This window comes from Psychrobacter sp. H29, from assembly GCF_059073055.1.
Genome location: NZ_JCACRY010000001.1, coordinates 2,956,191 through 2,976,040 on the forward strand (window position 1 = coordinate 2,956,191; position 19,850 = coordinate 2,976,040).

A 19,850-nucleotide genomic window follows, 5' to 3' on the forward strand; every position below is an offset into this window, starting at 1 on the left:
TATCAAACCAAAGGCTCAATACACTGCTTATTCCGATACGGGTTCGCTCAGTTTGACAACCAAACTGTCGCAAGAGATGTTTGGCAATATACTATCGGCGGTCGCGCGCACCAACCAAGCGGCGATACCTTGACGGTCATGCCGCCCGATAATGAGTAAGTCGACCTCTTTTTTATTGCAGTAGTTAACGATACCTTTACTGTTAGAGATAGCAGCGGTCACTTCAGAGTTGGCGGCTTCTAACTCATTGTACTCAAGGAAGCGTGCCAGTTTAGCGCGTGCTTCTTGCCATTTTTCGCCATCGAAATCGCCCGAAAGACTAGATGAAGGTACAAGCTCGTAACCGAAGCGCACCATATCATCTTCAACAATATGCAGAACAGATAACCTAGCCTCAGGCGAGCCTGCAAGGATACGTTTGGTTTTTAGAGCGACCTTGTCGGCATCAGATAATAAGTCAGTCACCAGTAAAATGTGTTGATAGCTCATAAGTGGCTCCTTTTGGTGTTTACTTTCTAATAGTCACTTTCTAATAGCCACTTTTATAGTAGCAGTACAGGCTATTTTTGTTAAGCGACTCAACCATTGTTTATCTATAGTTATTGTTGCCTTTGTGTTTTGCTAGGGCTGTTTTAATATGTAGAGGATTGCTGAGTTCGATCTCATAGATTATTGCGTGATAGTCGACTTGACTTATCGATGCCGCAGCCCCACTAATAGCGCTAAGCCAATACTTTTTTAGCCACTTTTTATAACTGATATATCGATAATTATTACCATTTTATTTACCCTGATAGTCAGGGCACTATACGCATTGTAAGCGATAAGGATAACTATGACTGATACCCCATTTACTGCGGATTTAACGCTGCATCCAGCATTTGAGCTGCTCGAGCATCGCCACATTGAGGCGCTATCGATGGATGTGCTGATCAGTCAGCATGTAAAAACAGGCGCGATGCATTATCATCTCGCGCATCCAAGTGACGAAAATGCGTTTTTAGTCGGCTTTCGTACTCAGCCAATGGATTCAAAAGGCGAGGCGCATATTTTAGAGCACGTCGCATTATGTGGTTCTAAGAAATTCCCAGTACGTGATCCGTTCTTTTCAATGATAAAACGTTCATTGAACACGTTTATGAATGCGATGACCGCGGCAGATTGGACAGCCTATCCCTATGCCACGCAAAATAAAAACGACTACTTTAATTTGCTGTCTGTATACCTTGATGCGTCCTTTTTTCCTAACATTCATCCGCTCGACTTTGCCCAAGAAGGCATCCGTGTAGAGCTGGACGAAGACGATAAACCGCAGTTCAAAGGCATTGTCTTTAATGAGATGAAAGGTGCTATGAGTGGCGAGATTGATCAGCTCTATCATACGGTGGCGCATCATGTATTCCCAACGACGACGTACCACTATAATTCAGGTGGTGATCCTGCCCAGATTCCTGACTTGACGCACACTGAGCTGACCGAGTTCCATCAGAGTCACTATCATCCGTCAAATAGTGTCATCATGAGCTTTGGTAATATCCCTGTCGCCGAGACACAAGCAAAAATACATGACGACGCATTGACTCAGTTCGAAGCAGGCAAAAAGCACGTATCACGCCCAGAGCAGCGTTTGTCTGCGCCAATCAGTGCGGTCGATACTTATACTGCTGACGAAGCCGGTCCAGATCAGACCCATCACGTGGTCGCTTGGTTATTACCATCGATTACCGATCCAAAGCAGCGCTTGGCATTACGTCTGCTGGAAGGCGTGTTGATTGAGCATTCAGGCTCACCACTACGTGCTTATCTTGACAGTCACCCACTGGGTAAAGCCCCAAGTCCGTTGTTGGGACTTGATGACAGCCATTACGAAATGGTCTTTTATACCGGTCTGCGTGGTTCTAACCCTGAGCATGCCGAAGCGGTAGAGCAAGGTATCATCGATCTACTGACCGAAGTGGCAAGCACGCCAGTCGATGATGAGACCATCGAAACCATCCTCCATCAGATTGAGATTGATCAGCGCCATATTGGTGGTGATAGCGTGCCTTATGGTCTAAACCTTATGCTAGAAGGCTTTAGCACCGCTATCCACGATGGCAATCCTATCGATGTATGGGAAGTAGACGAGCATCTACAGTGGCTACGCGCGCAAGTCGTCGATCCGCAGTGGCTACCGAATTTGATCAAAACGCATCTACTAGACAATCAGCATCGAGTCCGTGTGACGATGACCCCTGACAGCGAAAAAACCGCCCGTCTAGCAGCAGCTGAACAGACTCGCCTTGATACCATAGCGATGGATTTGACTGCTGATGACAAGGCTATCTTGAAGCAACAAGCCTTGGATTTGGCTGCGCGTCAAGCCGCGCCCGATGATTTGAGCCTGTTACCAAAGGTAGGTCTAGAAGACGTACCAGCGGATATTAGCTTTAAAGAAGGCAAACAAAAACAAGTGCGCCTGAGTGGGCAAGACAGTACTTTATTTGAGTACGAAGCAGGCACCAATGGTCTGTATTATTACCAAGTGATCGTACCGTTGACTGAGGCGATTGGTAACGCGAGCGCCGATGAGCTACCAGTGAATGATGTCATCAATCATCCATTGCTGCCGATCTATCTAAGTTTGCTGTCTGAGCTAGGGACTGACTCGCTCAGTGCCCATGAAATGCAAGCCAAGCAAGCTGCGCACTCATCAGGTGTGACAGCACGTATCAGTCAACGAACCCATGTTGATGACAGTCAGTCCATCGGTAGCTACTTTGTGGTCGCAACACGTGCGCTCAATCGCAAACCTGAAGCGATTGATTTGCTCAAAGAAGTCATGGAGCACAGTATCTTTACTGAGCATGACCGCATCAAAGAGATTCTACAGCAGCGTCAAGCCAGCTGGCAGTCAAACCTAGCAGGCTCTGGTCACTCGTATGCGATGCAAATTGCCAGTCGCGGTATGAGTCGTCAAGCGCAGCTAGAGTATGTGCGTAGTGGTCTACCAGCACTAAATGCGCTCAAAGATTTCTTGACGCACGCGAGTACGGATGATGCGCAGTGGGATCAGTTGGCAACCAGCTTGATGGACTTACATCAACGCTTAATCAGCTTGCCTAAGCATGCCGTTATTATCTGTGAAGCCGAGCAAACAGAACGTTTGAGCAGCTTGATCATCGATAGCTGGACAGATAGCCAAGCAGCAATGTCTGCTGCAAAAGTAACTGATACTGAAGCAAATATTCCTAGTGAGTTTGCAAATCTGCAGTTAGCTACCGCTTTAAATGGTGAGACTGACGCAGTCAAGGCATTAGAGAGTGGCGATGATGTTAAAAACGATGTGCTCGATGTTGCAGATCTAGCGTGGCTGGTGCCAACCAACGTCTATCATAATGCTAGCGCCTATACGGTACCAGCGGCTGATCATCCTGATACTGCGGCTCTGATGGTATTAGCACCTTATCTACGTAACGGCTACTTGCACAGTGCGATTCGTGAGCGTGGCGGTGCGTATGGCGGCGGTGCAGGCTATGACGCCAATGCATGTGCGTTCAAGTTCTTTAGTTACCGCGATCCGCAGTGTGCAGAGACTTTTGAGCACTTTGAGGCCAGTATCGAGTGGGTACTAAACGAGCCACAAACTGATGAGCAGTTAGAAGAGGCAATCTTAGGGATTATCTCAGGTATGGATAAGCCAGGCTCTCCTGCAGGGGAAGCAATCAAAGCATGCTTTGCCAACTTACATCATCGCGGTGCTGACTGGCAGCGTAAGATGCGTGCTGCGATTTTAGCCGTGACCATTGATGATTTGCAGCGGGTTGCCAAGCAATATCTGCAGGGTCAAAATCACGTACGTGCAGTGCTAGCCCCTTATGACAAAGAAGAGACGGTAAAAGGTCTAGGCTTTGAGGTTTGCAAAATTAAGAGCTAAATCAGCAATGCTTTAATCAATAACAAAAAAGCCAAGCATCATGCTTGGCTTTTTGTGATTTAGTATATGAATTAATAGCGCTTGATACTCAAATCCTTACCAATTTTTTCTTGGTGAACTGGGAAGTCGGACCATTCGTCGAACTGCTTGCGATCAGCAAAATAGCTCTTTAGGGTGCGGCGGATGGCTTCAAAAGCTAGCTCGTCCCATGGAATCTCTTCTTCACTAAATAGCGCACATTCAAGGCTCTCTGAACCAGTACCATAAGCACCGTCTTTTAGATTTCCCAAATAAATCGAGTAAATCTGTCCAATATCTGGCAGGTCGTAAACACAGTATAGATGCGGATGTATCACGGTGGCATCAGCTTCTTCGTAGCTCTCGCGTGCTGCACCCTCAGCCATGGTTTCGCCATTTTCCATAAAACCTGCAGGTATGGTCCATAAGCCATATTGAGGTTCAATCGCTCGCCTGCATAGCAGTACTTTATCTTCATGTACCACTAGTGAGCCGCAGATAACTTTTGGGTTTTCATAGTGGATATAATGGCAATTAGGGCACACCAAGCGCGGCATATTGTCTGTAGGTGGGATTTTTCGTTCTGCTTTATGACCGCATTGGAGACAATAGCTCATATCGACTACCTTATTAGAAAAGTTATGATGCATAGTGATTTTTGTAGGTTGTAAGGCCTATATTTTGAGATGCTGTAAGATATTATTTTAAGAAACAGCTGTGATCTTAAGATAGCACATATTATTAGCATACAGAATCAAGATAACAGTAACGCATCATTTCACTGATAAGTATGCTGTAGTCTGGTATAAATGTTCTTAGCTGCTATTTTTGGACTGTGAAACAGATGTATCGATAGCCACTAATTATGTTTTTGATTAGTGATAGTCAGCGATAAGCTAGAATTAAACAAGCGAAAACGCTTTTGATAAAGCGAAATTACGATAAAAAACAAGGCAATTATAATGTTACTTTCTCCAGAGACTGTAAACTTCAATAACCTATCAGTCGCTGTACCGAGCTTTATACGACATCCCACACTCAGAAAATTGGCTGAGCGTGTGCAACATGAGACCCTAAACACGCTGACCAGCCCAGCGATGTATGAAGCGCACAACACCTCGCACAGCACGCGCATTTTAGATAGCTTGTACCAGACACCGATTGCTGACGCCTCAATACTGGTCGCGATCACTCATGAGCGTAAACCAAAACTGCTATTAACACGCCGCGCCGCCCATATGAACAGTCATGCGGGTGAGGTGTCTTGCGTGGGTGGTAAACATGATCGAGGCGATGGTAACAATGTCGTCACAGCACTGCGTGAAGCCTGTGAAGAAACAGCACTACCACCCAACAAAGTCCAACTGCTTGGACAGTTGCCTATCCAAACGTCCAAAAGCGGTATGAGTGTACGCCCTATCGTTGCGCTTATTGCGCCAGGCTTGGTACTGGTACCCGAAGTGGGAGAGATATCACGTATTTTTTGGGCGGACTTTGAGTCGTTGGTCACTCAGCCCACAGTAGAGTATGCGGTAGAGTATAAAATGCAAGATCAAATAGCGACTTTATTGACGCCGAGCTGGCAAGTCGATGGTGAGACGGTGTGGGGGCTGACAGGACGTGTCATAGCTAACCTGCTAGAGACAGGGTTCGATCGACAGTTAGAGTGGTATTACCGCGTGGACAACAACCGATAATATAACATTTAGATTTATAGCATCAAAAGCATTCCTTCACGAGTGTTTACTTAAATAGGGCTGCTTATCTAAGTACTACTATCTAAATGCTACTATATAAGTACGGATACTATATAAGTACGGCTGCTATATGTGATAAATCATTTAGAGTTTTATAGACCGCTTTATTTATAGTAATCGTCGTTTTTCTTGAGCCACCAGTTCATATTATCTTGACGTTTGGCACGGAACGCCTCTAACTTATTGGCAATGTTTTTGTTGTGTCCTCGCGCGGTATCTAGAGCAAACAAAATAGGCACTGAAGACAATACGCCAAAACGTATTTTTGATTTTGGTAAATCTAAGCCATCGCCAATATCATCACCGACTAAGGTACGAGTCACACTGGCGTTGACCATCTCCACAAACCGCCCACGACGATTGTCCTCGCCCATGAGCTGACGGGGTAAATCATGCAAGGCTTTTGCGAGTGGCTGCCCCATCTTAAAATCAAGCTGCTGAATGGATAGGTAGGTATAGAGCCATTCCCAGCAGGCTGCTTCATCTTTTGGCAGACGATCTAAATCAACGCCCATCCAATAGCTGGCAAGATTCCATAAATGTAATATACCTTCTGCTTCTTCGGTGCTGATACGGGCACCCAGCAGACGTAGACCGCGCATAATCAATAGAGAAAACTGTAAGTGTGTGGCAATCATATCGGTTTGATTGATGGGCACGCCCCAATAATCGGTGTTCCAGCTGCCATCAGGATTATGATGCTGGTCAGCATTTGGTATCACACCTGTCGCGGCATTGCCCTTACCTTTGAGTAAGTTCTGACGTACCAAAGTATGAATTTGACGTACTTTGATGGACTGTCGCCAGCCCTCAGAGCCGATGGCCAATACTTGATCAATAGCGTTATGATGATTACGCGTACTCACATCTAACTGCGGATGCTCAGACACGGCCAAGATATAGGCATAGGTGCGCATGAGTCGCGGCAGTGCATCGTGCATCAGTGCGCCAGTCTGAATCAGTGGCAATGATAGGGCGGGAATACTATAGCCTGCCATGAGTGCCACATTACGCAGTAGCCAAATGAGCATCAATGGATAGCGTCTGTAAGCAACTGCACCAATCTGAGCAAGTTTGGGGTCGAACCAGTCAGGATGTGTACTGAACTGCTCGGCTAATGTACTAAATGAGGGATGGGCTAAGTGATCACCAGATATATCGTCACCAAGAATAGCCTGCTGCAAAGGCTTTGCAAAACGAATGTTCTCAGCGGCTAGTGCATCTGCAAGCGGGTCACCAATATCGTAGCCGGCAACTATTTCATCAAGTAGGGTAGGCGAGATTTTAAAATCTTTCGGTAATAGATACCGTTTGATCCGCTTTAAAACCTGTAAATCACTATGATCATTGATGGCGGTGGTGCGCCCATGACGCTGATAGGATTCTTTTGATTGATGATGAGGTTGTGTAGAGATACTTGCAGTATTGGTGGTTTTCTTACTCATATGATCAAGTGCCTTTATGATTAAGTTATAGCTTGATTTAGCTATAGATCTAATATCTGCAACATCAAATCCGTCTATAGCGATCCCTCATAAAACCGAATTGATGCATCCAGCTGTCTTTGCGTCTGCTTAATATGGTGTTTGATACGATATTTGGTATAGTGCCTTTCATCCAATAGTGATAGCAGTGTTGCACAAGCGTTTTTTAGCTAGCAAGACCGAAATTCGAGCCATTTTTTAGCTTATCGATTTCTGTATGATAATCCTTAACAAGCCTTTGACCGCTGTTAAATTTATCGTTTAATAGATAGCCATTTAATAGATAGTTACTGAGGTTTTATGAGTCAGCTGGTTGCAGTATATCTATCCACGATAACAAGCGACCTGTACATAATAAAAAACGACTTATAAGCTAAAGGCTCATAAGTCGCTCGTTTTGATATTAATGAGAGCGGGTCAAGTCGACCGACGTGCCGCTGGCATTGTCTTTTAAGCTCACTTTGAGCATGATATAACCTGCGATACCAGAGACGATAGAACCCATGATGATACCCAAGCGCTCATCAAACATCGTTGTATCACCAGCAAACGCCAAGCCGCCAATGAATAAGCTCATGGTAAAGCCAACGCCGCACAATAATGCAGCGCCATATATTTGCTTATAGTCCATCCCTTTTGGCATGGTTGATAGACCAAGCTTGAAGATTAACCAGCACATGACCATAACACCCACTTGTTTGCCGATGAACAGGCCTGCAGCGATACCTAGCGGCACTGAGTGGAATAGCTCAGCAAGACCTGCGCCTTCGAGTGATATCCCCGAGTTGGCAAAAGCAAATATTGGCAAAATACCAAAGGCAACAGAGTTATGGAGATCGTGCTCTAGCTCCTCTAATGGAGAGTGCTCAGGATCAGTACGGTCAAACATAGGGATAAATAAGGCCAAAACCACGCCTGCCAATGTGGCATGGATACCTGATTTGAGTACCGCAATCCACATAACGATACCGATAAGCAGATAAGGCGTAATACTGGTCACATTGCGACGATTGAGCAGATACAAGAATGGCAGACATAGACCGGCTACTGCCAATGACTCCAATGACAGCTCACTAGTATAAAATAGAGCAATGATTAAAATCGCACCAATATCATCAAAAATAGCGATAGAGACCAAGAACACCTTTAGGGAGTTGGGTACACGGCTACCTAATAGACTCAGAATACCCAGGGCAAAGGCAATATCGGTCGCAGCAGGAATTGCCCAGCCCTTCCAGTACTCAGGCTCATTGAGATTAAAAAGTATGTACACCGCCGCCGGCATGATCATGCCACCTAATGCTGCACCAGCTGGCAAGATGATTTGCTTGACGTTAGACAGCTCACCGATGAGTACTTCACGCTTGAGCTCAAGTCCAACTAAGAAAAAGAAAACCGCCATAAGACCGTCATTGATCCAGTGGTGCGCATCTTTGGCAATAGCAAAATCACCAATCTGAATCGCAACGGGCGCGTGAATAAAACTTTCGTACCACACATGAAGAGGGGAGTTGGCAATGATCATTGCAGCAACGGCAGCCAATGCTAAGACGATACCGCCCGCTGCCTCAAATTCAAAAAATGCCTTAATCCTTCGTATTGCCATATCATCCTCATTCGCTAAATACAATTTACTAAATAACCTCAAATATCCATCAATGTCTGCGCTACCAACAATGCGAGGGTAGCAAATAGACAGCAACAGTTTCTCATACTCTTATCGATATAGACAACAAAATACGCCCAAACAAACCTGCTAGCCCACTTTGTTGTACTCATTATAGTGACATTATAAAGGTGATACGCTGAGCAACATAGTTGTAAGTCGTTAAATCTTTTTAACAAAAGGTCTTTTATAAAGGATACCCCAGTCGTTATTAAACAAATTTAGCAGACTTTGGTAGGTTTTTGGCTTTTTTTGCAGTTTTATCTCTATAATGATCGACGCTTTACGAGGTTGTCCCGGCTCCCTTGTCGATTTCAACTATTCAATTGTCTGACTTCTAGTAGCCTCACATCAGTGACATACTAGCCTCATCTTTCAAGCTCACTTTTTTCTTACGATATTTTGCAGGTCAGCGTTATGGATTTAACATTCTCATTAGAGATCATTTTGATGCTCACTGCGGTGGCAGCATTGGCAGGATTTATTGATGCTATTGCTGGGGGCGGTGGACTACTGACCATACCTGCCATGCTACTGGCTAACATCCCGCCGGTACTCACGCTAGGCACAAACAAGCTCCAAGCGGCCTCAGGTGCGCTTGCAGCTTCTATTACCATGATCAAAAAAGGAGTCGTTAAACCACAGCGTATAAAAGTGGCGATTATTGCCGCTTTTATCGGGTCAGTCATAGGTACCATCGCGGTGCAGATGTCGCCACCAGATTTACTCGAAAAACTGATTCCTTTTTTGATTGCGGCTATCGGTATTTATACGTTGTTTGCGCCTAGGCTTGGGGAAGTAGAAGCCGCACCGCGCATCTCAGAGGGTAAATGGCAAAAGATTGTGGCGCCACTCATTGGTTTTTATGATGGCTATATTGGTCCAGGTACAGGGATGTTTTTTGCGCTTGGCAATGTAGCACTGCGTGGGCGACAGATTATCGAGGCGACAGGTACCGCAAAAGTATTGAATTTATCTACCAATATCGGCTCACTCATATTCTTTATTTTGGGCGGTAATGTCCTGTGGAAAGTAGGACTGGCGATGATGGTAGGTCAAACTATTGGTGCGTATTTTGGCTCACATATGGTGGTAAAGGGCGGCAGCAAGCTCATTCGTCCGATGATTGTCGTGGTATGTTTGGCCATGCTGACCAAGTATGTTTTTGGCTAAATAAAAATAATAAATCTATCTATCACAAAAAAACCTCAGTCCATGTGCATGGGTGACTGAGGTTTTTTTATGACATTATTTATCCAATAGGTGTGATTAGCGGCGACGATCTACGTCATCGTACTCACTACCCATGATGCCATCGCTGAATACTTCAGAGAATTCACGCTCGTTGTTTTCGTCGATATGACCATCGAATACGTCTTTTGCACCAGCATTAGGATCATTGTAGATAGCCAAATCCATTTTGCCTTCTGATTTTGCTACGATAGTCGTAACAGCAGCATCGCCGCCGACGTTTACAGCGGTACGTAACATATCAAGGATACGATCCACACCCAAGATCAGACCAATACCTTCGATTGGTAGACCAACCTGAGCAAATACCATAGACAGCATGATGAGACCAACACCAGGCACACCAGCTGTACCAACAGAAGCAAGAACCGACATTAAAATAACGGTTAGATATTCAGTCACGCCCAGATCAATACCATAAATATTGGCAATGAAAATGGTCGCAGTACCTTGCATAATGGCAGTACCATCCATGTTGATGGTGGCACCAAAAGGAACGGTAAACGACGCAACTGAGTTATTAACACCCATACGCTTGGTAACGGTACGCAGCGTAATAGGAATCGTCGCGTTCGAGCTTGACGTACTAAAAGCAAAGATCTGTACTTCACGCATTTTTGCCAAAAAGGTCTTGATAGATAGACCTGATGCGACTTTGAGTACAATCATCATTGTGATGAAAAAGTGGAATGCTAATGAGCCAACCAATACCGCAACATAACCAAGTAGTGACCAGATCAAGTCTAGTCCCAGCTCTGCCATTGCTTTGGTCAATAGTGCAAACACACCATAAGGTGCTAGGTTCATAATGATCGTCACCATCTTCAAGATGACTTCATTAATAAGCTCTAGGCTCTGAACCAAACCTTTGGCAGGCTTGCCAACCATCAAGATGCTCACACCGATCAAAATCGCAAAGAAGATAATCGATAACATGTCACCATTGGCCATCGCACTGATAGGGTTCGATGGGACAATGTTTGAGAATACATCAAGTAAAGGCGGTGCTGACGCGGCTTCAAAAGTCGCATCAGTACCAATGTTCATGCCTTTACCAATACCAAATAGTGAACCCAGTCCAATCGCTGTTGCAATCGCAAGCGCGGTGGTGAACATATAGATCATAAATGTTTTGGTACCGATACGTCCTAATAGACGAATATCACCAATACCGCACACACCGCAGATCAGTGAGATAAGTACCAATGGTACGACCAACATTTTTAGTGAGTTAACAAATAGCTTACCGATAATGGCAAGAAAGCCATTAGTGATATAGGTATTAACAAACCCACCTTCGCCATTCAATCCCGAATAGTTTAAAAATAAACCCAGTGCAATACCAAGCACCATGGCAACAATAATCTTGCCCGTCAGTCCCAAATTCTTCCACATAATTCATATCCTTTGTGTGCACAACAGCGCTATAGTCAGCAATCACTCAGAGCTCATGATCGTGTTTATTTACCTAACTATAATGCGTGTTATGACTATTAAGTTATTATGATTGTCGCTTGATGTCACGTTTTCGGGGACAATATAAAAGAATAGTTAAGGGCACTGCAAGATTTTTTTACCATTTTATTCTGAGACGATGATAATTTTCACAACGATGTGCCCATAAAATAATCATTATTTATTCTAAACCGTTTGTTTCTCATATGAAACAAAATATTTATGAAAGAGTTTTGAGGCTGGCTAAACATCGAGCTTTTATATCGGATATCGGACGAACCTAATACAACAGACTCAATATCAACTTTAAATGCTCCTAAATTTTAGCAATAAAAAAAGCCAAGCGGTCGCATAGGGACAGTCTGGCTCTTTGAGGGTAGATAGCACTATAAGTACTAAGCGTAATAGTGGCGCTATCTACAATAAATGCTTATTTATACTTTATCATCCTCGTGTGGTACATGCACTGGCTGCTCCGAATGCTTGAGGGTATTCGCTTCAGCACTATCATGAGCCTCATCGGGTGGATCAATGTGGCGACTGTGATTGTTACTCATACGCTCACTGAGATGTGACTCAGCATCACGGTAACGATGATCTAATGCTTCTGCTTGCGGTTTTGATTTCTTAAAATCTGTCTGTGAGGTTACTTCTTCGGCAGTATCCTGTTCGCTTACCATCTCTACGTCACCATCACTCTCGTAACCGTGATTGGGGTTTTCGTCACCCGTTTTTGTGTCTGTATTTGAAGTATCATTTAGCTTACCAGTAGCCGGAGCATCGGTAGCTGGAGCATCAGTATCCGCTGCCGTATCAATATCGTCAGACATACCGCGTTTGCTTTGAGCCTGTTGTTTTAACTGAGCGTAGTCCGTCAGTTGATGAACCGCGTTTTCAAGAGCGTGTGGATTGTCACGCTCTAGCGCTTCTGATAGATGCTCGTCAAATGTATCGGTCAATAACGAGTCAAAGCGCATGGCATTATATTGAATCAGTACTTCCGCTTCTTCTTCAGTAATCCCACCGTTTTGGCTGGCATGTACCACATGATCCTCAAACGTCAGTCCTTCAAAGCTGTCTTGATGTTCTGCTTTTTTAAACTTCTGCCACAACGGTTCAATTTCAACTAACGTCTGATAAGCATGTTCCATACGACCAGTCACATCGTCTACATCGGTATTGTAATAGACCATGGTTTTCAGATAATCACGAAATGGGTTTGCCGCAAAATCATCCATGAACGTATCGCCCAATTGACGCTTGAGCTCATCACTCGCTGGCGTAAAAATACGCCCGCTAGGGAAGGTCACAAAGCTAACCACATTGGCTGCCATACGGTTCGGGAAGTTGGCAAAGAAAGAGACAAAGGCTTCTTGAGCCGTATATAAGCTATTTTGTAGCGCAACTTCGGCATGTAAGCGCTCAGACTCTGATTTACTACCATACTCATAAAACTGCAAGATGGCAGTCGCAATGAATAAGTGACTGTGAATGTCTGCTAAGCGACCAGACAGCATCTCTTTGCGTTTTAGATCACCTGCTAGCAAACCTAACGCCATATCCGCAGTTAGTGCAAAGCTCGCGCTTAAACGGTTGATATGCTTGTAATAAGGACGAGTGAAAGCGTCAGCAAAACTTGGTGCATCATTACTACCACCAACGTAACCTGCCACAAACGCTTTTGCACCGCGATTGAATGTATAGCCCAAATGCTTAAAGAAAAGAGTATCGAACTCTTGGGTCGCCGAAGCTTTATCTTCGCTTTGTAGCAGTTGCAGCTCGTCAAATAGATATGGATGACAGCGCATCGCGCCTTGACCAAAAATCATCAATGAGCGCGTCAAGATATTGGCGCCCTCAACGGTGATAGATACAGGGATCGCTTGATAAGGCGTCGCCAAAAAGTTACGTGGACCCATTTGCACAGCACGACCACCGACCACATCCATACCGTCGTTGACCACACTGCGCATGGTTTCAGTCGCGTAGTATTTTGCCATAGCAGTCATGACTGACGGCGTACCACCTTGGTTTAGCCCGCAAGTCACCAAATGACGAAACGCTTCTAACATATAAGTGTTACTTGCCATACGGCTAGTAGCATCTTGCACACCTTCGAACTTACCTACGGATATCTTAAACTGTTCACGAACTTTTGCGAAGGCACCGACAGACAAATACGTCATTTCACTGGCTGATGTCGATAGAGCTGGTAAAGAAATACCACGGCCTACGCCGAGACATTCCATCAGCATACGCCAGCCGCGACCAGCGTTTTCGACACCGCCGATGATGTAATCTAACGGGATAAAGACATCTTTACCATCGACCGTACCATTCATAAATGGCGAGCCTATTGGACTATGACGTGGGCCTGTTACGACGCCTTCGTGGCTAGCAGGAACAAGCGCACAGGTAATACCATAATCAGTTTTTTCAGGATTACCAAGCAGTCCTTCTGGGTCGTGCATTTTGAATGCCAGACCTACTACAGTGGCGATAGGCGCCAAGGTAATCCAGCGCTTAGAAAAGTTCATACGTAGGCCGAGTACTTGCTCGCCTTCATGCATGCCATAGCAGACCACGCCAGTATCAGGAATCGCACCTGCATCAGATCCTGCCTCAGGACCAGTCAGACCAAAGCAAGGCACTTCATCGCCTTTGGCAAGACCTGGTAGCCAGCGCTGTTTTTGCTCATCTGTACCATAGTGCATTAGTAGCTCACCAGGGCCGAGCGAGTTGGGAACCATACAGGTCACAGCAGCAGTCGGTGAGCGCGACGCAATCTTACTCATCACACGGCTTTGTGCATAAGAGCTAAATTCTAGACCACCGAACTCTTTTGGAATAATCAAACCTAAAAAGCCGTTGTCTTTGATAAATTGCCATGCTTCAGGTGACAGCTCTTTGTCTTTGTGCTGAATTTGCCATTCATCGAGCATGGTACACAAGGCCTCTACTTCATTATCAATGAAGCTTTGCTCTTCTTCTGATAGTTTCGGATAAGGGTAGCTGGCAAAAGTATCCCAGTTTGGCGCCCCCATGAACAGCTCTTTTTCCCACCAGCTAGTACCCGCATCAAGCGCTTCACGCTCGGTATCACTCATACTTGGCATGGCACCGCCGAGTGCCTTATAGACAGGCTTTGTAATCAAGGATTGGCGCAGTGGTGCAACGAGTAAGACCAAGCACAGCAGCGCCATTGGTATGCCCAAGATGAGCGACCAAGGACTAATAACTGCCGTAACGATGACCGTTATTAGAGCGACGATACTGCCAGTAACCCGTGATAAGGACAACAAAAAGATGGCCAAGACCACGGCTAATTGAATGATGACTGCCAAAATGAACAAGCCAATTGCCATGACTATCTCCTTTGAAATGCTGGATAAAAAGCGTGAAAAGTATGTGAGTGAAACAGGTAACTGTAATTATTGTTATGTCTTACCACTTACTGTTTTATAAATAAATCGAATGATTTTCTAATTACTAAATGCTCGGTTCTACATTTTTTAAATGCCAGTATTAACGGTCTAGCAAGTGATTGATAAATAAATAACAAGAATGGCCACTAATATGAAACAGTTGTCGATGACTATCAAGACCCAAAATGCTACGCTGTGTCGACAATATGTATCAAGCAGTGTATAGCTATTAGGCTCTGATGGGTAAAGCCTTAAGAGTGACTAAAATATGGCGACTTGCTAAGCAACTAGCGTTATAGACTAGCCAAAAGGCACAAGACAGCTTTCGGCATAGGATAAGGTTTCATTACGACCAACAATAATATGATCGACAAGTGAGATGTCTAATAAGTCACACGCTTTTTTTAGCTCATAAGTCAGTATGTTATCCGCATTTGATGGCTTTGCGTCAGTATGAGGGTGGTTATGAGCAATAATCAACTGACTGGTAGCGTGGCTCAGGGCATGTCGCAATACATGCTTGATACAGACAGAACAAGATGAGATACCGCCAGTAAACAGTATCTCAAAGTTCAAAAGGTTCAATGCATTATCGAGACAAAGTACGGCAAACACTTCACGGTGCTCGCCGCGCAACTGGGTACTGATATAATCTTTGACCACCTGCGAGCGTCCAAGCGCCTGACCTGTTTTGAGCTTGCTATCTAGATAGCGTGTGCCCATCTCAAGCGATGCCAGTATCTGAGCGTATTTCGCAGGCCCAATCCCGTGACAGGCGAGAACGGTCTGTTGCGGCGCAGACAATAGCTCAGCTAAGCTGCCAAATTGATCGATTAATTGACGCGCCAGCTCAATCGCTGATAGAGACTGAGTCCCTGTCCGCAAAAATATAGCCAATATCTCAGCATCGGATAAATGAGCTGCGCCAAATTTCAGTAGTTTTTCGCGTGGTCTGTCGTCTTCATGCCAGTCTTTGATTGCCATTGTCACTCCTTGAAAATGGATTGATACTGCTTGTAGCCTACTTACAATAACACGGTCAATAACTCGGTGGCGGCATCAATATAGCAAGCCAGACTCATGTGCCACTGATACTCAATTTCTTGTATTGTCTTATTGCGTGTGGACTATAACGAGGTAAATACGGAAAATCTTACCCAATTTATCTCATAGTTGTTACTATAAGCGCAATTTTATCTTTTTACTTTTTTGTTGATGCCACGCTTATGTCCAATATTGTGCTTGCTATTACTGGCGGTATCGCCGCTTATAAATCTGCCATATTTGCCCGTTTATTAATCAAATCAGGCTTTGATGTGCGCGTCATTATGACGACAGGCGCACAAGCTTTTATCACGCCGCTAACCCTACAAGCGTTGACAGGTAACGAAGTGCATGTCTCATTGCTTGATGAGCAAGCAGAGGCTGGCATGGGTCACATTGAGCTGGCTAAATGGGCTGATTTGGTTGTCATCGCACCTGCCTCTGCCAATACGCTCGCACGTCTGGCCATGGGTATGGCAGATGATCTATTGACCACAGTGTGCCTTGCCACTACAGCACCTGTCATTGTTGCTCCTGCGATGAATCAGCAGATGTGGGCGCATCCAGCGGTAAACTTAAATGTAGAAACCCTACGGGATATGAATTATCAAATTATCCAACCAGCCAGCGGCGAGCAAGCGTGCGGTGATGTAGGCGCAGGGCGATTGCCTGAGCCTGAGCAGTTATTAGCCGAAGTATTGCTATTTAATGCAATGCAAACGACACCCCAGCTATTAGCAGGTAAAAGGGTCGTTATTACTGCAGGTCCAACGGTAGAGGCAATTGACCCTGTACGCTACTTGTCCAACCACTCTTCAGGAAAAATGGGCTTTGCTTTAGCGCGAGCCTGCGTTGCAGCTGGTGCAGATGTCGTCTTGATTGCAGGCGGCAAAGTCGCTCTGCCAACACCGCTCAATGTCACACGTATCGATGTGCTGTCTGCCGAAGATATGCTGATTGCTGCACAGCAGTGTGTAGAGGGTACGCACAGTGAGCTTCAACTGGTTTTTGAAGAAGAACACGACCATTCTCATGAGCATACGCACGATCATTCTCATACTCACTCCAAAGAACATCATCATAGCGATTGTGGTTGCGGTGAAGATGGCAATCATAATCACGACTATGACGACTCGCTACATTCTCATGATCACAACCCAGTCACAAAAGCAGATGTCTTTATCGCGACTGCAGCAGTTGCCGATTATCGTACTGAAGAAGCCGCACCGCAAAAAATCAAAAAAACGCAAGATGCGATGACACTCAGCCTGGTTAAAAACCCTGATATTTTAGCGACCATTTCTCTTGCGCATCCAGAGCTGTTTGTCGTTGGCTTTGCCGCAGAAACGCAAGATGTTGAGCATTATGCACGTGGTAAATTGGTCGCAAAAGATCTTGATATGATTGCTTGTAATGATGTCTCACGCGCAGATATTGGTTTTGCCAGCGACGATAATGCAATGCAGGTATTCTTCTCAGAGTATTATGCACGTGATGCGATAGCACTAGAAAAGACCAGCAAAGACAAAATCGCTGAGCAGTTGGCTGGCATCATCGGTGAAGTAATCGGTCAACGCAAAAACGGCTAAAGGTACAGGCTTACAACCAGTAGACACGAGCGCAGAGCCTAAAATGGTGTGACCGATATGATAGATATGGCTGGTAACGATAGCACTCAGATGCTAGTGCTAACGATTATTTTTGCGCTGGCATCGCTGTTACATGGTATTAGTGGGCTGGGTGTGACCTTGGTGACGACCACGGCGCTTGCCAGTATTTACCCGTTGCCACACGCCATTGTCTTGGTTATTTTCCCCTCTTTACTACTAAATGCAATGACATGGTTGGCAGGTGGTGAGCGCACTATTTGGCAAAACTTTATCTATTACGGCAGGCGCTATTGGCTGCTTGCGCTCACCAGCTTACTCGGTAGTATTTTGGGCGCTAAGCTGTTGCTATGGATCAATAGCGCTTATATTTTATTGCTATTGGCGGCGGTGATAGCCTTTTATGTGGTGAGTAGTCTACTCGGAAAACAAATCCGTCTACCAGATACCAAGCCGGTACTGATTGCTGTTGGCTTTAGTGCAGGCGTTATCGGCGGTTCGACCAATGCCATGTCCACCATCTTGATGATGTATCTATTGTCTGCAAGTGATGATAAAAACACTATCGCCAAAGTGGGCAACATGTGCTACTTCTTAGGAAAAATCGCCCAAATTATCGTCTTACGCGAGCCTATCATGGCGCTTAGCAGCGGCGAGTGGCAGTTAATTGCTTTTTTGAGTATATTGTCTATAGCCACGCTTTTGATTGGTATTCGTTTACGTCGTTATTTGCCACAAGCACGTTTTCGTCAGCTTATCCTATTGATCTTAATCGTGCTTGGCGTACGCGTTGGCTGGCAGGGGATCACAGCACTATTGTAGTATCGTTGTCTTGATACACTATGTTAAGTCAGAGCCAATATAGGAGGTACGCTCAACATAACAATGGTCAGCTCAAAGGCTAGCTCAAAAGCTCGCTGAAGTTACCAAGGCTACTGAGATTGCAAGAGTTGGTTTAGTCGGCACAATCGAGTCTCTCAATATGGTTTAACGGTTAAACATATTTAAGAGAATAGTCGCGACGACACTAATCACTATCATAGTCACTACTGGGAAATACACTCGCGTATTGCCTGAAGTATGTTTGATATCGCCTGGCATATTACCTATCCAAGAAAAAGCACTTGGAAACAGCAACCAGATAATACCGATAATAATCAACACAATACCTACGCCTATCAATAGTTTCGCCATATAAACTTTGCCTTATGTCTTTGTAAGTTGAACAGTCTTACTAAAATATATCTGCTGTGCCAAACGAAAAGTATTACAGTGCGCTTCGACCACATCTTCGATATCTTCTGAATAGCCACCGCCCATCACGATAGCAACAGGAATGCTGGCAGCTTTTGCTTGTTGCAAGACGTATTCATCACGTGCTTTGCAACCTGCTGGTGTCAAACCAAGTTTGCCAAGCTTATCTGTTGCAAGCACATCAACGGCAGACTGATAAAAAATCATATCTGGCGCAACTTCAGCAATTAAACGAGGTAACGTCTCCTCTAATATCTGCAAATACGCTTCATCACCTGCATCGTTGTCCAGCTCGATATCTAGATCGGACACTTGCTTACGAAATGGATAGTTCTTGGCACCGTGCATACTAAAGACAAAGACGCGTGGCTCATCCGTCATGATACTGGCGTTACCATTGCCTTGATGAACATCCAAATCTACAATCAAAATCTTTTGTGCCTGTCCGCGATTTAATAATAAGTTGCTGGCAATACAGACATCATTAAAGACACAAAACCCTTCTCCATGACCGGCAAAAGAATGATGAGTACCACCTGCGACATTCATGGATACGCCATATTGCTGAGCATAGAGTGCGCACTCATAGGTGGCATGAGCAATATAGCGGCCACGCTCCACCAGCTGCGGCGTCATCTCAAACCCAATAGCTCGCGCAGCCTTTCGTGGTAGGGTTTGCGTTTTGAGCTGATACCAGTATTCTGGAGTATGTGTGGTCAGAATCTCAGCTTCGCTTAAGCGGGCAGGGGCAAAGAAATTGTCTTGGGTGATAGTTCCTTCTGCCAGTAGGCGCTCAGGAATCAAGATGTACTTTTGCATGGGGAAGCGATGTTTTTCGGGCACAGAATAACGAAAGACGTCAGAATAGGCAATTTTTAGCATAAAAATTCTAGCTTCATATTGAGGGTTGTTGTAGATAGGGTGATTATTTTAGATAGATAAGCATAAAGACAGAGGCGAGCTATCGTTAATT

Annotated in this window: 14 protein-coding genes; 5 read left to right on the forward strand and 9 right to left on the reverse strand. The window is 45.0% G+C overall.

The genetic code is table 11. The features are described from left to right. Positions 1 to 27: 27 nt before the first annotated feature. Positions 28 to 489, reverse strand: coding sequence for a universal stress protein (locus tag AC5JP1_RS12110; RefSeq protein ID WP_443525619.1), 462 nt, complete (start codon positions 487 to 489; stop codon positions 28 to 30). A 346-nt stretch (positions 490 to 835) separates the two neighbouring features. Here AC5JP1_RS12110 and AC5JP1_RS12115 point away from each other — a divergent pair, with 346 nt between their 5' ends. Next, positions 836 to 3,916, forward strand: coding sequence for an insulinase family protein (locus tag AC5JP1_RS12115; protein ID WP_493844285.1), 3,081 nt, complete (start codon positions 836 to 838; stop codon positions 3,914 to 3,916). Between the two features lie 71 nt (positions 3,917 to 3,987). Here AC5JP1_RS12115 and AC5JP1_RS12120 read toward each other — a convergent pair whose 3' ends face one another. Continuing rightward, positions 3,988 to 4,551 (reverse strand): NUDIX hydrolase, encoded by a 564-nt coding sequence (locus tag AC5JP1_RS12120; RefSeq protein WP_443525621.1) that lies wholly within the window; start codon positions 4,549 to 4,551, stop codon positions 3,988 to 3,990. 345 nt (positions 4,552 to 4,896) lie between these two features. On the opposite strand from AC5JP1_RS12120, the gene AC5JP1_RS12125 reads away from it, so the two are divergent. Next, entirely contained in the window at positions 4,897 to 5,631 is a 735-nt protein-coding gene (locus tag AC5JP1_RS12125) for an NUDIX hydrolase (protein ID WP_493844286.1), read from the forward strand. Positions 5,632 to 5,795: 164 nt separating this feature from the next. On the opposite strand, the gene AC5JP1_RS12130 is transcribed toward AC5JP1_RS12125, so the two are convergent. Both AC5JP1_RS12130 and nhaA read right to left on the reverse strand, forming a co-directional pair. Next, positions 5,796 to 7,136, reverse strand: coding sequence for an oxygenase MpaB family protein (locus AC5JP1_RS12130; RefSeq protein ID WP_493844287.1), 1,341 nt, complete (start codon positions 7,134 to 7,136; stop codon positions 5,796 to 5,798). Between the two features lie 442 nt (positions 7,137 to 7,578). Continuing rightward, complete coding sequence (gene nhaA / locus AC5JP1_RS12135; RefSeq protein ID WP_493844288.1) at positions 7,579 to 8,781, reverse strand: Na+/H+ antiporter NhaA; 1,203 nt, start codon at positions 8,779 to 8,781, stop codon at positions 7,579 to 7,581. 477 nt (positions 8,782 to 9,258) lie between these two features. On the opposite strand from nhaA, the gene AC5JP1_RS12140 reads away from it, so the two are divergent. Beyond that, positions 9,259 to 10,014, forward strand: a complete 756-nt coding sequence (locus AC5JP1_RS12140) for a TSUP family transporter (protein ID WP_319050934.1) — start codon at positions 9,259 to 9,261, stop codon at positions 10,012 to 10,014. Positions 10,015 to 10,110: 96 nt separating this feature from the next. On the opposite strand, the gene AC5JP1_RS12145 is transcribed toward AC5JP1_RS12140, so the two are convergent. The 3 genes from AC5JP1_RS12145 to radC form a co-directional block, all read right to left on the reverse strand. Then, a complete protein-coding gene (locus tag AC5JP1_RS12145) occupies positions 10,111 to 11,487 on the reverse strand; it encodes a dicarboxylate/amino acid:cation symporter (protein ID WP_319050933.1) in 1,377 nt (458 codons plus the stop codon). A 494-nt stretch (positions 11,488 to 11,981) separates the two neighbouring features. Next, the gene (locus AC5JP1_RS12150) at positions 11,982 to 14,912 is read right to left on the reverse strand and encodes an acyl-CoA dehydrogenase (RefSeq protein ID WP_493844289.1); all 2,931 of its coding nucleotides are present in this window, start codon (positions 14,910 to 14,912) and stop codon (positions 11,982 to 11,984) included. Positions 14,913 to 15,272: 360 nt separating this feature from the next. Then, the gene (gene radC, locus AC5JP1_RS12155) at positions 15,273 to 15,956 is read right to left on the reverse strand and encodes a RadC family protein (RefSeq protein ID WP_493844290.1); all 684 of its coding nucleotides are present in this window, start codon (positions 15,954 to 15,956) and stop codon (positions 15,273 to 15,275) included. Between the two features lie 242 nt (positions 15,957 to 16,198). Here radC and coaBC point away from each other — a divergent pair, with 242 nt between their 5' ends. Together coaBC and AC5JP1_RS12165 are read left to right on the forward strand one after the other, a co-directional pair. Next, a complete protein-coding gene (gene coaBC, locus AC5JP1_RS12160; protein WP_493844291.1) occupies positions 16,199 to 17,605 on the forward strand; it encodes a bifunctional phosphopantothenoylcysteine decarboxylase/phosphopantothenate--cysteine ligase CoaBC in 1,407 nt (468 codons plus the stop codon). A 57-nt stretch (positions 17,606 to 17,662) separates the two neighbouring features. Next, on the forward strand, positions 17,663 to 18,445 hold the full coding sequence (locus AC5JP1_RS12165) for a sulfite exporter TauE/SafE family protein (protein WP_319050929.1): 783 nt from the start codon (positions 17,663 to 17,665) through the stop codon (positions 18,443 to 18,445). Between the two features lie 165 nt (positions 18,446 to 18,610). Here the strand turns inward: AC5JP1_RS12165 and AC5JP1_RS12170 are convergent, their stop codons facing one another. Beyond that, positions 18,611 to 18,817 (reverse strand): DUF2905 domain-containing protein, encoded by a 207-nt coding sequence (locus AC5JP1_RS12170; protein WP_493844292.1) that lies wholly within the window; start codon positions 18,815 to 18,817, stop codon positions 18,611 to 18,613. Positions 18,818 to 18,829: 12 nt separating this feature from the next. Continuing rightward, a complete protein-coding gene (locus tag AC5JP1_RS12175) occupies positions 18,830 to 19,759 on the reverse strand; it encodes a histone deacetylase family protein (RefSeq protein WP_493844293.1) in 930 nt (309 codons plus the stop codon). Between the last annotated feature and the right edge of the window lie 91 nt (positions 19,760 to 19,850).